The sequence below is a fragment of the Pseudonocardia aurantiaca genome, from assembly GCF_039526725.1.
Lineage (GTDB): Bacteria > Actinomycetota > Actinomycetes > Mycobacteriales > Pseudonocardiaceae > Pseudonocardia > Pseudonocardia aurantiaca.
Window position 1 is genome coordinate 397,942 of the sequence record NZ_BAAAJG010000010.1, and the last position, 15,630, is coordinate 413,571.

Annotated in this window: 13 protein-coding genes and 1 pseudogene; 9 read left to right on the forward strand and 5 right to left on the reverse strand. The window is 70.8% G+C overall.

Annotated features, from left to right (window positions below; all coding sequences use genetic code 11):
• The first annotated feature begins 138 nt into the window (after positions 1–138).
• From ABD143_RS17525 to ABD143_RS17555, 7 genes are all read left to right on the forward strand, one after another.
• Positions 139–1,710, forward strand: a complete 1,572-nt coding sequence (locus ABD143_RS17525) for a sodium:solute symporter family protein (protein WP_343979004.1) — start codon at positions 139–141, stop codon at positions 1,708–1,710.
• A complete protein-coding gene (locus ABD143_RS17530; protein WP_343979007.1) occupies positions 1,703–2,977 on the forward strand; it encodes an AGE family epimerase/isomerase in 1,275 nt (424 codons plus the stop codon). Before ABD143_RS17525 ends, ABD143_RS17530 begins: the two co-directional genes overlap by 8 nt.
• Positions 2,974–3,729, forward strand: coding sequence for a glucosamine-6-phosphate deaminase (locus ABD143_RS17535; RefSeq protein WP_343979010.1), 756 nt, complete (start codon positions 2,974–2,976; stop codon positions 3,727–3,729). Before ABD143_RS17530 ends, ABD143_RS17535 begins: the two co-directional genes overlap by 4 nt.
• Positions 3,722–4,480 carry a sugar isomerase domain-containing protein gene (locus tag ABD143_RS17540; RefSeq protein WP_343979013.1) on the forward strand — a complete coding sequence of 253 codons (759 nt, stop codon included), beginning with the start codon at positions 3,722–3,724 and terminating at the stop codon, positions 4,478–4,480. The genes ABD143_RS17535 and ABD143_RS17540 overlap by 8 nt, the downstream gene beginning before the upstream one ends.
• Complete coding sequence (locus ABD143_RS17545) at positions 4,477–5,631, forward strand: N-acetylglucosamine-6-phosphate deacetylase (RefSeq protein WP_343979016.1); 1,155 nt, start codon at positions 4,477–4,479, stop codon at positions 5,629–5,631. Before ABD143_RS17540 ends, ABD143_RS17545 begins: the two co-directional genes overlap by 4 nt.
• Complete coding sequence (locus ABD143_RS17550) at positions 5,628–6,923, forward strand: hypothetical protein (protein WP_343979019.1); 1,296 nt, start codon at positions 5,628–5,630, stop codon at positions 6,921–6,923. Before ABD143_RS17545 ends, ABD143_RS17550 begins: the two co-directional genes overlap by 4 nt.
• A 144-nt stretch (positions 6,924–7,067) precedes the next feature.
• Positions 7,068–7,661 (forward strand): hypothetical protein, encoded by a 594-nt coding sequence (locus ABD143_RS17555; protein WP_343979022.1) that lies wholly within the window; start codon positions 7,068–7,070, stop codon positions 7,659–7,661.
• 238 nt (positions 7,662–7,899) lie between these two features.
• Here ABD143_RS17555 and ABD143_RS17560 read toward each other — a convergent pair whose 3' ends face one another.
• From ABD143_RS17560 to ABD143_RS17570, 3 genes and pseudogenes are all read right to left on the reverse strand, one after another.
• Entirely contained in the window at positions 7,900–8,166 is a 267-nt protein-coding gene (locus ABD143_RS17560; RefSeq protein WP_343979025.1) for a hypothetical protein, read from the reverse strand.
• A 122-nt stretch (positions 8,167–8,288) separates the two neighbouring features.
• Entirely contained in the window at positions 8,289–8,417 is a 129-nt protein-coding gene (locus ABD143_RS17565; protein WP_343979125.1) for a hypothetical protein, read from the reverse strand.
• A 98-nt stretch (positions 8,418–8,515) separates the two neighbouring features.
• Positions 8,516–8,734, reverse strand: a pseudogene (locus ABD143_RS17570) (WhiB family transcriptional regulator); the annotation flags it as partial.
• 575 nt (positions 8,735–9,309) lie between these two features.
• On the opposite strand from ABD143_RS17570, the gene ABD143_RS17575 reads away from it, so the two are divergent.
• The gene (locus ABD143_RS17575; protein ID WP_343979028.1) at positions 9,310–10,077 is read left to right on the forward strand and encodes a sigma-70 family RNA polymerase sigma factor; all 768 of its coding nucleotides are present in this window, start codon (positions 9,310–9,312) and stop codon (positions 10,075–10,077) included.
• 398 nt (positions 10,078–10,475) lie between these two features.
• Positions 10,476–13,241 carry a helix-turn-helix transcriptional regulator gene (locus ABD143_RS17580; protein ID WP_379659843.1) on the forward strand — a complete coding sequence of 922 codons (2,766 nt, stop codon included), beginning with the start codon at positions 10,476–10,478 and terminating at the stop codon, positions 13,239–13,241.
• Between the two features lie 386 nt (positions 13,242–13,627).
• Here the strand turns inward: ABD143_RS17580 and ABD143_RS17585 are convergent, their stop codons facing one another.
• The gene (locus tag ABD143_RS17585; RefSeq protein ID WP_343979031.1) at positions 13,628–13,795 is read right to left on the reverse strand and encodes a hypothetical protein; all 168 of its coding nucleotides are present in this window, start codon (positions 13,793–13,795) and stop codon (positions 13,628–13,630) included.
• A gap of 28 nt (positions 13,796–13,823) precedes the next feature.
• The gene (gene abc-f, locus ABD143_RS17590; protein WP_343979034.1) at positions 13,824–15,461 is read right to left on the reverse strand and encodes a ribosomal protection-like ABC-F family protein; all 1,638 of its coding nucleotides are present in this window, start codon (positions 15,459–15,461) and stop codon (positions 13,824–13,826) included.
• Positions 15,462–15,630 lie beyond the last annotated feature (169 nt).

Below are 15,630 nucleotides of genomic sequence, written 5' to 3' on the forward strand. Positions count from 1 at the left end.
CGGATGGCTCCGCGGTGGCCAGGCGCGTGCCGCTCGTCATCGGGCAGCCGGGGATCTTGACGTGTAACCGGTTGCACGACAGTATCCGTCGCCAACCGGAGGCCCGCAGCTGCACGGCCACGCAGATCAGGAGGAACGGTGGGAATTCTCGACTGGTTGGTGGTCGGCGGCTACTTCATCGTGATGGTCGGGATCGGCATGTGGGCCAAGGCCCGCGTGCACGACTCCCGCGACTTCTTCACGGCGGGAGGCCGGATGCCCTGGTGGCTCTCGGGCATCTCCCACCACATGTCCGGCTACAGCTCGGCGGTCTTCGTCGGCTACGCGGCCATCGCCTACACCCAGGGCTTCGTTCTCTACGTGTGGTGGGCCCTCGGCATCACGTTCGCCATGGTGGTGGGCGCGTTCGTCTTCGCGCCGCGCTGGCCGCGCCTGCGCCAGCGCCTGGGGATCATCTCGCCGCTGGAGTACCTCAAGATCCGCTACAACGTCCCGACGCAGCAGCTCCTCGCCTGGAGCGGCACCGCGCTGAAGGTCTTCGACGTCGGCGCCAAGTGGACGGCCACGGCCCTGCTGCTCAACGTCTTCGCTGGCGTTCCCCTCGGCGTCGGCATCCTGCTCACCGGCGGCGTCACCCTCATCTACTCCACCATCGGCGGCCTCTGGGCCGACGCGCTGACCGACTTCGGGCAGTTCATCATCCAGTTCGTCGCGGGCGTGGTCATGTTCGTGGCGGTCCTCGCCGCGATCGACGGCATCCCGACGATCTGGACCCTGTGGGACCGGCTGCCCGAAGCCAACTCGCAGCCCTTCGGTGGCCAGTACACCGTGATGTTCGTCATGGTGTACCTCCTGATCAACACGCTGTCCTACAACGGCGGCACCTGGAACCTCGCGCAGCGCTTCATCGCCTCCCCCACCGGCAGCACCGCGCGGCGGGCTGCTCTCTTCTCCGCCGCGCTCTACCTCGTGTGGCCGCTCGTGATGTTCTTCCCGATGTGGGCCGCACCCATCCTGCTTCCCGGCCTCGACGACCCCCAGCAGTCCTACGCCCTGCTCACCCAGCAGCTCCTGCCCGCCGGCCTGATCGGCCTCGTCCTCGCCGGGCTGTTCTCCCACACCATGGCCATGACGGGGTCGGACGCCAACGCCATCTCCTCGGTGGTCACGCGCGACATCCTGCCCGCGATCTGGAAGCGCGGCGGCCCCGCGGACACGAGGACCGAACTGGTCATCGGCCGGATCACCGTGTTCGCCTTCATCGCGCTGAGCATGCTCATCGCCCTGACGGCCGACAGCTTCGGCGGCGTCCTCGGCCTGGTCATCCTGTGGTTCGGCGGGCTTGTCGGCCCGATCGCCATCCCGATGCTGCTGGGCATGCTGCCCGCCTTCAAGCGCTGCGGGCCGACGGCCGCGATCGCGTCTTGGGCGGTCGGGCTCGTCGTCTTCGCGCTCACCCGCTACGTGGTCGACGACTGGATCGCGCAGCTCGCGCCCGACCAGGCCACCGCCATGTCGGTGGGCGGCCCGGTGATCTGCTCGATCATCACGTTCGTGCTGGTCGGCCTGGTCCGCCCGTGGCACGACGACCAGGCCGACGCGCTCGTCGACGCCATCTCCGAGGAGGTCGACGAGTCGACCGTGTTCGGCGACGCGGCGTCCACTCCCGCCCCGCGGGCCAACCAGACCGTCCGGGCGGACGATGTCTGAGCGGTCCGACGCCCACCGCCGCCACCTCGTCGACGACGTCCTGGCCTGGTGGGCCGCGAACGGCCCCGACGACATCCACGGAGGAGTGCTGACCTGTTGGGACAACGCCGGCACCCGGCTGGTGTCCGACCACAAGTACACCTGGTCCCAGGGCCGGTGGGCGTGGCTCACCGCCAGGGTCGCCGTCGCGGCCGAACAGGGCCTCCTCGACGTCGACGCCGGGTGGTTCCGTGAGCAGAGCGCGAGGACCGCGGAGTTCGTCCGCGACCACGCGCTGTTCTCAGACGGAACGACGGCGTTCGTGACGACCCGGTCGGGCGAGCCGTTCGAGGCCACGGCGGGCGCCGGCCTGCACACGAGCGTCTTCGCCGACCTCTTCGCCGCGCTGGGGTTCGCCGGGGTGGCCCCGCTGCGTCCCGACGAGGGCTGGGGCGAGCTCGCGGAGGAGATGCTCGTGCGGTCGGCATGTGCGATCGAGAGCGGCCGGTTCCGCTCAGACCCGTACCCGGTTCCCGCGGGCCACCTCTCGTTCGGGCTCCCGATGATCCTCGTCGGGGTGGGCGAGCAGGTCCACCGCGCGACCGGGTCGGCGGCGGCCGCCGCGATCGTGCGGGACGCCGCGGGCGAGATCGAGGAGCACTTCCTCGACGGCGACGACATCGTCGAGATGCCCGCCACCGGGAACGGGGACCCGGATGGCCTCCTGACCCGCCACCGCACCCCCGGGCACGTCCTCGAGGCCCTGTGGTTCCTCCACCACGCCCGTGACCTGCTGCCCGGCTCGGAGCTTGCTCAGCCGTCGCGGCTCGCCGGAATCGCGCTCCACGCACTGGACCTCGGCTGGGACGACGCGTACGGCGGCCTCCTGCGCTACGTGGACCGGGACGGCGGAGCGCCGGCGGGCGCGCGGTCGGACGACCCGTACGAGCGGCTCGTCGTCGACACGTGGGACACCAAGCTGTGGTGGCCGAACGCTGAGGCGCTCTACTCGACCGCGCTGCTCGCGGAGGCCGCCGCCGAACCACGGCTCGCCGAGTGGCACGCGCGGCTGCGCGACTACACCGTCGGCACGTTCCCGGAGGGGCCCGGGCGCGAGTGGACCCAGATCCGCAACCGGGACGGAAGTCCGTTGGAGAAGACCGTCGCACTGCCCGTGAAGGACCCGTTCCACATCGCGCGGGCACTGCTCATGCTGGTCGAGCTGGACACGAAGCCAGGCCGGGAAGCCCTCGGCCACGGCACCGGAGAGGAAGAAGGAGCACGGTGAGAAAGGAAGTCCCCGGCATGCCGAGGGTGCGGGTCTTCGAGGACCGCGCCGCGATGGGCCGGGCCGCGGCCGACGACGTCGCCGCGGAGCTGCGTGCGACGCTCTCCCGTCAGGAGAGCCTGCGGATGATCTTCGCGGCCGCGCCAAGCCAGCGCGAGATGCTCAACGGCCTCGCGACCGCCGAGGACATCGACTGGGGGCGGGTGACGGCCTTCCACATGGACGAGTACCTGGGGTTGCCGGCGGACGCACCCGAGCGGTTCGCGAACTGGCTGAAAGAAGCGATCTTCGATCGGCTGCCGTTCGGCGAGGCGCACCTGATCGAGCCCGGCCCGGACCCGGAGGCCACAGCGTCGGAGTACGCCGCCCTGCTGGCGAAGGCGCCGATCGACCTGGTGTGCCTCGGGATCGGGCAGAACGGCCACCTGGCCTTCAACGACCCGCCGGTGGCCGACCTGGACGACCCGTTCGACGTGAAGGTGGTGGAGCTGGACCGCACCTGCCGCCAGCAGCAGGTCGACGACGAGGCCTTCCCCTCGATCGAGCAGGTCCCGTCCCACGCGCTCACCCTCACCGTGCCACGGCTCCTCGACGCGCGCAGGCTGTTCTGCGTGGTGCCGGGGCGGCTGAAGCAGCCCGCGGTGCAGCGCACCCTGCACGCACCGGTCTCGGCGGCGGACCCGGCCACCGCCCTGCGGACCCACCCCGACTGCACCCTCTACCTCGACGCCGAGGCCGCTCCCCGTGACTGACCCAACCTTCCGCGCATACCTCGACATCGTTCACGGCTTGCTGGAGCGGATCCTGGCCGAGGAGGCGGAGCACATCCGCGCGGCCGCCGGACTGCTCGCCGACCAGATCGCCGACGACCGGCTCGTCCACGTCTTCGGCCCCGGCGGGCACTCCAACCTGGCGGCGCAGGAGGTGTTCTTCCGCGCAGGCGGCCTCATGCACATCGCGGCGATCCTCGACGAGGGCACGCTGCTGTCGAACGGCGCGCTGCGCTCGATGGCGATCGAACGAACCCCCGGCTACGGCCGGGTGGTGATCGAGGACAACGGCCTGGCCGAGGGTGACCTGCTGGTGCTGGTCAACGCCTACGGGATCAACGCGGCCCTCGTCGACGCCGCGCTCACCGCGCGCGAGCGGGGAGTCAAGCTGATCGGCATCAGCTCCCGCGGGCACGCCGAGCGGACCGCGCCGGACCATCCGGCCCGCCACCCGACCGGCGCGAACCTCCACGACCTTGTGGACATAGCCATCGACTGCAAGGTCCCCATCGGTGACGCCGTCATGGACGTACCGGGCGCGAGCGAGCGCGTCGCCGCCGTCTCGACGTTCGCGAACGCCTACGTGCTGAACTGCCTGACCCTCGCCACCGTCGAGGCGCTGGCCGCGCGGGGCATCGAGCCGCCGGTGTGGCGCAGCGGGAACGCCCCGGGCGGCGACGAGGCCAACGGGAGGTTCCTCGGCCGGTTCCGCGGCCGCGTGAGATCGCTGTGAGCGGTGCACGCCGCGTCGTCGGGCGTGATCCCGCCACGCGCCGGGTCCTCGAGGTGACCGTCGAGGACTCGGTGATCGCCCATGTCCGCCCGGTGGCGGGCAGCGACGACGGCGGCCTGCCGTGGATCTGCCCCGGCCTGATCGACCTGCAGGTCAACGGGTACCACGGCCACGACGTCAACGGCGCGGACGTCACGGCGGACGAGGTCGTCGAACTGACCAGGGCGCTCGCGCGGGCGGGCACAACCAGCTACGCACCGACGATCGTCACCGCCGCCGAGGCCGACATCTTCCGGTCCCTCCGGGCGATCACGCAGGCCCGCGCCCGCGACGAGCACACCCAGGCGGCGATCCCGTTCGTGCACGTAGAGGGCCCGCACATCTCCCCGGTCGACGGGCCGCGCGGAGTCCATCCCGCCGCAGAGATCCGGCCGCCGGACGTCGAGGAGTTCCGGCGGTGGCAGCAAGCGGCCGAGGGCCTGGTGGGCATCGTGACCCTCTCCCCACACCACGCGGGCGCCGTGCCCTACACGGAGGCGCTGACCCGGGCAGGCGTCGTGGTCGCCATCGGCCACACCCACGCCACCCCCGACGAGGTCCGCGCCGTCGTCGACGCCGGAGCCCGGCTGTCGACCCACCTCGGCAACGGCGCGCACGCCACCATCACCCGCCATCCCAACTACATCTGGACCCAGCTCGCGGACAACCGGCTGACCGCCACGTTCATCGCCGACGGCCACCACCTCCCCGGGGACACCCTCACGGCCATGGTGCGGGCGAAGGGGCTCGAGCGGTCCGTGCTGGTCTCGGACTCGGTCGCGCTGGCTGGGCTGCCACCGGGCGAGTACGTCACCCCGGTCGGCGGCGCCGTCATCCTGTCCGCCGACGGGCGGCTCGCCGAAGCAGGCACGCCGTACCTCGCGGGGGCCGCCCGCTCGCTCACGGACGGCACGGCGGAGATCTGCCGGCTCACGGGGCTCGGGCTCGGCGACGCCCTGCGGCTCGCGACCGCAAACCCGGGCCGTTTCGTCCCGGGGCGCGGACGGCTGGCGCCCGGCGCGCCCGCGGATCTGCTGCTCTTCGACCACGCCGACGGCGATGGGTCGCTGCGGCTCCGCCAGGTTGTCGCGGGCGGCCGGGTCCTCGAGTGACCGTCCTCGCCGGGGTCGCGTCCAGGGACATCACGCCGCCGGCCGGCGCGGCCATGTCCGGTTTCGCCGCGCGGGAGACCCCCGCGACAGGCGTACACGACTCGCTGCTCGTCCACGCCCTCGTCGTCGGCGACACCGCGCTCGTCACAGTCGACGTCGTCGGGCTGCACGAGGACGACTGCGCGGAGATCCGCGCGCGGTGCGGGCTCCCGCCCGACCACGTGGTCGTGCACGCGACGCACACTCACGGCGGACCGGTCAGCATGCGCGGCCGGCTCGGCGACCCGCTCGACGAGGCCTGGCTCGCCACTGTCGTCCGGGCGTGCGCCGAGTCGGTGGCCGAGGCCTCGGCCCGCCGGGAACCCGTCAGTGCCACGGCCGGGTACGGCGGGCGCCCCGCCGTCGCCCGCAACCGCCGACGCCCGGGCGGCCCGGTCGACGACGAGGTCCCGGTGGTCCTCCTCCGCCGCTCCGACGGCTCCCTACTGGCGGGCGTGGTCTCCTACGCCTGCCACCCGGTGGTGTTGGGCGCAGACAACACCCTTTTCACAGCGGACTACCCCGGCGTCGTGCGGCGGGTCATGGCCGAACGTCTCGGCGGTGGACCCGTGCTCTTCGTGACCGGATGCGCGGGCGACGCCAACACCGGCCACACCGCGGCCGCTTCGATCTCGACCGCCGCCTCGGCGGACCGCACGTTCGAGGCGTGCGAGCGCGTGGGGAAACGCATCGCCGCCGCCGGGCTCGCCCTCACCCCGCGCGACCGTGCCACGCGTCCCGGTGCCCGCCCAGCGGTCGCCGCGGTCGCCAGTGAGGTCCGGCTCGAGCTCGACGTGCCCGACCGCACCGCGCTGCTAGCCGACCTCGAGCGTTGGGAGCAGGACGCCGCGGAGGCCGACTCCGCCCACCGAGCCCTGCGGCACTGTTGGATCGGGTGGGGCCGGGGATTGCTGGACCACCCGCATCCCCGCAGCGCGGCAGGCCACCTCGCACGCGTGACGGTGCTCAGGTGGGATGAGGCCATGCTGGTCGCACTGCCCGGTGAACCGTTCGCTGCCGCTGCGCACGAGATCCGGGAGCACGCAGCGCGGAAGCAGCCGGACGCGACCGTTCTCGTCGCCGGGTACTCGAACGGATGCCCCGGCTACCTACCGACCTCCGAGGAGTACCCGCACGGCGGCTACGAGGTCTGCGACGCCCACCGCTACTACGGTATGCCGGGTCCGTTCTCCGCAGGCTCGTCCGAAGCGCTGGTGAAGCACGCCCGGCAACTGCTCGACAGAGTCCTCTAAAAGCGCGTCCACCCCGCCGGCGGCCCGGATGGCCACGTGTGAGTGGTCCATGATCGGTAGGTGGCGTCCTGTGTTGTCAGAATGACGAGCAACGGGGAAGATCTTGGTAATCGGCCTGCGTCATGATCGAGGAGGTTCTGGACAATGCTGCATGCGTTCCTATTCAGCCGCGTTGGGGTCATCGTAAGACACTGGTTCGAGATCGGCCTGAACGACGGCGTCATGGAGCACGGCGTACGGCTCGAACTCCGGCTGCTCGAGACTGAAGCGCGGCGAGGAACCGAGTCGGCAGCTCAACGATTCGTCCTCAACCGCCCGTTGTGGCGGGCCGATCTGTTCGACCGCCTCGACCGGTCCGCGGGCACGTTCGCGGCCGCCCACTACCATCCGACATTCACCGGAAACGAGCCCTGCGAGCGGGTGTGGGACCCAGCGCTGAAAGAGGACCCGTGGCACTGGGCACTCGAGCAACTCGCCGATATCGGAACTCTGTGTGAACACAACGATGTTCGGCGCGAGACCGTGGCCGAGGACATCGGTGACGTCGCCGATCAGCGTGCGCGGATCGTCCAGTTCGCGCAGGACCTCGGACCAACCGCCTGCACCTCGGTCAGCCAGTGCTTCGCGCTGACCAAGGATGTCTCGGAAACAGTGCGCCTGATGGTCAAGAGCATGGATGATCTGACCAAGCTCGACGACGAATACGTCGCTCCCTGGCTGGGAAGCGACCGGGGATAGATCCGGCGCACTCGTTCAGACCCGAGTCCACGAATAGTGGTGCGACACGACCCGTGAGATTGCGATAGATGCCCTGCCGCTGCCGGTAGGCGCGGCCGGCAGATCCGCAGTGGATTCGGCCCGCCCATCGAGTGCGCCACCCGGCCGCAGCCCTGGCACAGCCCAGTCGCCGAGCATGCCTGGTGCCCGTTCCGCACGACGCACGGCGTCGCCGGGGATGCCTGGCTGACCAGCGCGCTCAACGCCACGGCCAACTCGGTGGTGCCGCGGCGGGGGCGGGCTGGTCGAGCACGGGCCTCTCCTCGCGGACGATGGGGAACGGGTCTGCGCAGCCCTGGCACGCCACCGTGACCTGGTCGTCAGGGCCGGCGAGCAGCCACAGCGGCTGCCAGATCAGGCGGCAGCGGTCGTCGTCGAGGGCGAACCCGACCGGGCGGGCGCAGTTGAAACAGACGCGGCCGCCGTCTCGCTCGCGGGTTTCGACGGCGAGCCCTCCCAGGACCATGCGGAACACCTCGGGCAGCGACTCCCACGGCTCGGTCAGGGCAGGAGGCCAGTCGGGGGCCCCGGGGAGAGGGCGGGGTGTCGACGGCCACCGACCGGACTCCGCCGGCCTCCCGCACGACGTCAGCCATGGCTTGCTCCCAGGTCGACGGTGATCGCGATGCGCCCCTTGAGGGTGTCCTTCATGGCCTCCGGCAGGAGGGCGGCCCGGTGGGGGTCCTGCACGGCGAGCAGCCGCAGGAGGCTGGGCACGATCTCCCGTTCGCGGTCATGGCGCCGGCTCGGGACCCGTCCTGCGGTTGCGCTGCAACCCGCAGCCCACGGGGCAGCAGCAGGTCCACTTGGTCGCCTCGCCGCATCGCGCGACGCTCGTCCTCGCTCATGCCGCCCCATACCCCGGCGGCCTGGCCCGTTGTAAAGGCCCACGTCCGGCACTGGATCAGCACCGGGCATCGCCGGCACACGGACTTGGCTCGGGCCAGTTGGACAAGAGCCGGCCCATCGGTACCGACCGGGAAGAACAACTCAGGTTCCTCCATGCGGCATGCCGCTCGGAAACGCCAATCCACGGCGATCCCCTCTCTGGGAGTGGTTGGTGATGTCGTGCGGCGTCAGTGGTTCCAGGGCCTGCAGGCAGGCGTGGAACTGAGACGAGCGCATCGACAGGTCAACTGTGGTTCCGCGCAGATGCCCATCGCGCCAGGGGCGGCACCCGGCCACCCCCCGGTGCACGCCCGGGGCCCCCGTGGCGACCCCGGGGACGGCGGCGCGATGGCGGGTCACCGGCGTAGCGCGCGGGGCCTCCACAAGGTGTTAACCATGGACATCAGCTCTCGCCGGAAACTCGACGCGACACTCTCCGAGCGGGCCTGGCCGCCTCATCCGGGTAGCGGACCCGGCGGCTGGCCCCCGGCCCGTGCACCCGTCCACGTCACATCCTGTCCTGGCTACGGGGACGGCACGCCGGCCAGGCCCCCGGGCCCCACCTCCCCCGGGGTGCACGCCCGGGATACACCCGGGCCTTCGACAGGGGCGACCCGAACCCGATCCGCACGACGGTGGTCATGTCAGTCGATCGGGGCCTGGACGGCGAGGCCCCGGCCCGTAGTCCGCGCCATCGTGAGCAGGGAAGATCTCCATGCGCTTGTCCAGTGTCGACTTCGTGTCGAAGCCAGGTTCGTCGATCGTGGATACGACCGGGAACGCGACGACGTCCGTCGTTCCGGATCGGCAGATCGCCTGGACCGCGACCGACACACCGGTGGCTGACGCCGCCGCTTGCTTCGAGAGTGTTCGTTCTCGACTGTTCGGGATCGCCTACCGGATGTTAGGTGGAGTCGCCGACGCCGAGGACGTCGTCCAAGATGTGTGGGTCCGCTGGCAAGGAGCCGACCGAGCACGCGTCCGCGACCGGGTCGCGTTCCTCGTGACCGTCACGACACGGGTTGCCCTCAACGCGGCAACCTCGGCCCGCGCTCGTCGCGAGGTCAGTGTCGGCGGATGGCTACCCAAACGCGATCCCGCATCCGCCAATCCAGCGACGGGGGCAGAACGCAGCGAGGACCTCGAGCTCGCAGTCGAACTCCTGATCGAACGGCTGTCCCCCGTCGAACGCGCCGTCTACGTGCTGCGCGAGGCATTCGACTATCCGTTCCGCGACATCGCCGAAGCACTCGATCTCAGCGAAGCCAACGCTCGCCAACTGGCGCGCCGAGCGCGCAAGCACCTCGCCGAACAACGTCACAACCCGGTCGATACGGCGGAACGCGATGGCCTGCTGAGAGCCTTCGTCGACGCAGCCCGAGCCGGCGAGATGGCACGCCTCATCGACGTGCTCACCGACGCCGTCGTCCTCCCCGGCCCCAGCGAGCAGATGGGCGCACGCGGCCCGTCGGTGATGGCCGCGGAGTAGCGGGCCAGGCGCTGATCCTGCGGCAACAGGCCGGCCGAGGATCGGCGGAAGCCGCCAAGGTGACCAACAGCGGAGACGAGACCGGTCGCGCACGCACTCCCAAGAAGGCTCCCGGACGTTCCGATCCCCGCGTCCCGCGATGAGCGCTCGCTCTGACGGTGACGTCGACCTCAGGGCTCCGAACTGGCGACCGCGCTGCGCGCGAGCATGATCGAGGGCTCGGACCGGCATCGCCCGTCCCCGATGCATCCAGCAGCGTGCACGGCGTGCATGTTGACCGTTCGACCGCCCTCGCGCGATGCGGCATCAGGGCGGCGGCGGCGGCGAACGAGCGGCCCACGTTCACGAGGTGGGTGCATCATGGATGCGACCCGAGCTGACCTTGACCCGCGGTGGTGATGATGTCGAGCACCGATCCGCGGCACAGGCTGCGTGGCAGGCGTAGTGAGTGTGACGCGCTGGATCGGTTGGTGGCGGGCGCCAAGGCCGGCCAGAGTCAGGTGCTCGTCCTGCGCGGTGAGGCGGGGGTCGGCAAGTCCGCGTTGGTGGAGTACCTGGTGGAGAGCGCGGCAGGATGTCAGATCGCGCGCGCAGCCGGCGTCGAGTCCGAGATGGAGCTGTCGTTCGCCGGGTTGCACCAGCTGTGCGCGCCGATGATGGGGTATCTCGGTCGCCTTCCCGGCCCGCAACATGATGCGTTGTCCATCGCGTTCGGTCTGAGCACGGGGAGCGCGCCGGATCGCTTCCTGGTGGGGTTGGCGGTGCTCAGCCTGCTGGCCGAGGTGGCAGAGGGGCAGCCGCTGATCTGTGTGGTGGACGACGCTCAGTGGCTTGATCGGGCCTCCGCGCAGACGCTGGCCTTCGTCGCGCGGCGGCTGCTGGCGGAGCAGGTGGCGCTGGTGTTCGCGGTGCGCGGACCGGGGCTCGGCCATGGCGATGACCAGTTGGTGGGGCTGCCGGAGCTCGTGGTCCGGGGTCTGCGCGACGGCGATGCACGTGCGCTTCTGGATTCGGCGGTCCTCGGGCGGCTCGACGAGCGCGTCAAGGACCGGATCGTCGCCGAGACCCGCGGTAATCCGCTGGCTCTGCTGGAGTTGCCGCGGGGCTTGACGGCGGCGGAGCTGGCCGGTGGGTTCGGGCGTCCTGACGCGCGGCCGCTGGAGAGCCAGATCGAGCAGAGTTTCCTGCGGCGCATCGGGTCGCTTCCGATTGCGACGCAGCAGTTGCTGCTGGCGGCTGCCGCCGAGCCGCTGGGGGACGTGTTGTTGTTGAGGCGTGTGGCCGAGCGGCTCGCCATCGGGCCGGAGGCTACGACGGCGGCCGAGGCGGCGGGATTGATCGAGATTGGAGCGCGGGTGCGGTTTCACCATCCGCTGGTGCGCTCGGCTGCTTATCGCGCGGCAAGCCCCGGAGACCGCCAGGACGTGCATCGCGCGCTGGCCGAGGCGACCGATCCCGAATCCGACCCGGATCGCCGAGCATGGCATCGCGCCCACGCGGCGATGAAACCCGACGAGACCGTGGCCGGCGAACTGGAGCGCTCAGCCGACCGGGCCCAGGCCCGGGGCGGTATCGCGGCGGCAGCCGCGTTCCTGAGGCGTGCGACCGAGCTGACGCCAGATTTGGCGAGGCGCGGAGCCAGGGCGTTGGCCGCGGCACATGCCAACCTCGAGGCCGGAGCCCCCGACGCGGCACTTGAGCTCGTCGTCGCCGCAGACATGGGCCCGTTGGACGAGCTCCAGCGCGCGCAGCTGGCCCGGCTCCGCGCCCAGGTCGTCTTCGCCCGCAGGCGCAACAGTGATGCCGTGCCGTTGCTGCTCCGTGCTGCCGACCGACTCGAACGACTCGACGCCGCGCAGGCACGTGACGCGTACCTCGAAGCACTCGGAGCAGCGGTCTTCGCCGGCCGCCTCAACGGACGGGGCGGATTGCGGGAGGTGGCCGACGCCGCCCGCGCTGCCCTGCCGGGACCGCAGCCGCCACGGCCGATGGATGTGCTCCTCGATGGCCTGGCGACGCGGTTCGCCGAGGGCTACGTCGCGGGTGCGGCGCCGCTTCAGCGCGCTCTACAGGCGTTCCGGCGGGACGCCGGCCGCAACGCGGACGACATCATGCGCTGGCTCTGGCTGACGTGGCCGGTCGCCGGCGACATGTGGGACGACGAGACATGGCATGAGCTGACCACACACGCGGTCCGGACGGCTCGCGTCGCCGGCGCGCTCAATTTCCTTCCCCTGGCCCTCACGTACCGCGCCGTTGTGCACATGCACGCCGGCGAATTCGCCGCGGCGTCGGCGTTGAGCGAGGAGTCCGACGCGATCACGGAGGCGACCGGCACCGCGCCCTTGAGGTACGGCTGGCCGCTGTTGGCCGCCTGGCGCGGTGAGAACGTCGAGGCACCGGCGCTGATCCGGGCCTATGTCCGAGAGGCGACCGCCAGGGGCGAGGGACGAGCCATCGGGCTGGGCGACTACCTGACTGCGGTGCTGTACAACGGCCTCGGTCGGTACCACGACGCCCTGGCCAGCGCCGAACGGGCGTGCGAGCACGACGGACTGGGGGCCTACGGTTTCGCCCTCGCCGAGCTCGTCGAGGCGAGCGCCCGAGGCGACGCCCCAGAGGTGGCCGCTACCGCCCTGCGACGACTCGAGGAACGAACCACCGCCAGCGGCACGGACTGGGCCCTCGGCATTCTGGCCCGGTCGAGAGCGCTGCTCAGCGACGGCCGGGCCGCCGACTTGCTCTACCGCGAGTCCATCGACCGCCTCGAGCGAACCCGGGTCGCCGTTCATCTCGCCCGCGTGCACCTGGTGTACGGGGAGTGGCTGCGTCGCGAGAACCGGCGTCGCGACGCGCGCGAACACCTGCGAACCGCCTACGAAATGCTGGACGGTTTCGGCGCCGAAGCCTTCGCCGAGCGCGCCCGTCGCGAACTCCTGGCCACCGGCGAGTCGGTACGCCAACGCGCGGTCGAGGCACGTGAGGTTCTCACGGCGCAGGAGACCCAGATCGCCCGACTCGCCCGCGATGGAATGACAAACTCCCAGATCGGCGCCGAGCTGTTCATCAGCCCCCGCACGGTCGAATGGCACCTGGGGAAGGTGTTCACCAAGCTTGACGTCAGCTCGCGTAGCAAGCTCCGCGAAGCGCTGGCCGGCGTCTGACGGGCGGCCGGGTCACCGCACGAGGGTCGACTCGTGACAGTGGTCGCCCTCGGCGTCGACGTACTGTTCGCATGGGCATGCGGCTTTCGGCTTCCCCATCGCACGATCACGCCTCGCACCGACGGCCAGTTGGCGATGCACAGGCGGTCCCCGCTGCATGGGATCACACGCGCTCGCCCATCCACGCCGAGCGCACGCTATGAGTGCGTATGGATCACGTCCGCTGCACGCCCCACGACCTCCCTGCGGCCCGAGCGGTTCGTCGTGCGCGGGGCTCGCCTCACTCAGTCGTCGAACGCGAGCCATCGCCTTGATGAGAGCGCCGTTGTCCAGCAGGATCCTGTCGTCGTGCCAGCGGGATCGCAGCCATCGGTCGTGGCTGGCGATCACGATGGCGCCGGGGCTGGTGCCGAGCGCGTCTTCGAGTTCGTCGCAGAGCCGAGGTTCAGGCCGATCCGATGGCCAGGAGCTGCGCTGAGGGAGACGCCGTCGAGCACCCGCCGCGCGCCGAGGGTACGGACCAGGTCGTGGGCGAGCAGAGCCATGTCAGGCATGGATGGGTCCCGGTGGTGGTCGGCGCTGTCAGCGGGATTCGGGCGCGGCCGTCTCGACCAGCCGGCCGTCGGCCAGCCGCAGCCTGCGCTCGACCTTGATCTCGGCCAGGAAGCGCTCGTCGTGGCTGACGACCACGAACGCGCCTTGGTAGGCGTTGAGTGCGCTCTCCAGCTGGCCGACGCTGACCAGGTCGAGGTTGTTGGTCGGTTCGTCGAGCAGCAGGAGTTGCGGTGCCGGCTCGGCGAAGAGGACGCACGCGAGGGTTGCGCGCAGCCGCTCCCCTCCGGAGAGCGCACCGACCGGCAGCTCGACGCGAGAGCCCCGGAACAGGAAGCGGGCCAGCAGGTTCATTCGTTGTGCCGGCGGTATCGCGGGTGCGAACCCGGCCAGGTTGTCGGCAACCGTACGGTCGGGATCGAGCAGATCCAGCCGCTGGGACAGGTAGGCGACCCGGCCTTCGGCCCGCTTGATCCGGCCGCCCTCCGGTTCCAGCTCACCGGAGAGAACACGCAACAGTGTGGACTTGCCTGAGCCGTTGGGGCCGGTCAGGGCGATGCGCTCGGGCCCGCGGATCGCCAGGTCGACGCCGTCTCCGGCGAAGAGCGCACGATCGCCGTGGCGAACGTGCAGCCCCTCGCCGAGGAAGACCGTGCGCCCGGCGGGAACGTTGGTGTCGGGCAGGTCCAGCGAGATCTTCTGCTCGTCGCGCAGGGCACGCTCGGCCTGGTCGAGTCGCGCCTTGGCGGCACTGACCCGGGCGGCGTGCGTCTCGTTCGCCTTCCCCGCCGACTCCTGCGCGTTGCGCTTCATCGTGCCGGCGAAGATCTTGGGCAGGCCGGCGTTGCCGAGGTTGCGGGCGGCGTTGCCGGCCCGGCGCCCGGCGCGCTCGCGGGCCTGCTGCATCTCCCGCTTCTCCCGTTTGACGTTCTGCTCGGCGTTGCGGATGTTCTTCTGGGCGATCTCGCGCTCCGCGCGCACGGCGGTGTCGTAGTCGGTGAAGTTCCCGCCGTAGAACCGGATCTCGCCGCCGTCGAGTTCGGCGATGCGGTTCATGCGGTCCAGAAGCGCCCGGTCGTGGCTGACCAGCAGCAGGCAGCCGGTCCAGTCCTCGAGCACGTCGTAGAGCTTGTGGCGGGCCTCGAGATCGAGGTTGTTGGTCGGCTCGTCCAGCAGCAGTACGTCGGCCCGTGCGAGCAGCCGTGCCGCGAGACCGAGGGAGACGACCTGGCCGCCGCTGAGAGTGTCCAGGCGCCGGGTGAAGTCGAGCTCGCCGAGCCCGAGCCGGTCGAGCTGGGCGCGGGTGCGTTCTTCGATGTCCCAGTCGGCGCCGATCGTGGTGAAGTGATTTTCGTCGACGTCTCCGGACTCGACGGCCTCGATCGCCGTGAGTATCGGGGCGATGCCGAGGACCTGGGCGACGGTCAGATCCCCGGTCAGCGGCAGACTCTGCGGGAGGTAGCCCAGCACACCGTCGACGGTGATGCTCCCGCCGCCGGGCGGTAGTTCGCCGGCGATCAGCTTGAGCAGGGTGCTCTTCCCCGCGCCGTTCGGCGCGACCAGCCCCGTGCGGCCGCCGGGCACGCTGAGCGACAGGTCCTGGAAGACCGGGGTGTCATCGGGCCAGGAGAAGGAAAGGTTCGAACAGACGATGAACGCGTCGGACATGGTGAGACCTCGGGGTGCCGTGCGGGCGCACAAAAGCGTCTCCGCGGGAAGGACGGATGTGGCGAATCGACGACCTGGCCACAGCGGCGGCACACTTCAGAGTGCCGACGGGGGCTGGTCATTCCCGGGTCTCACCCGGAGATGTCGTCTTCACCTATCACGTCGAATC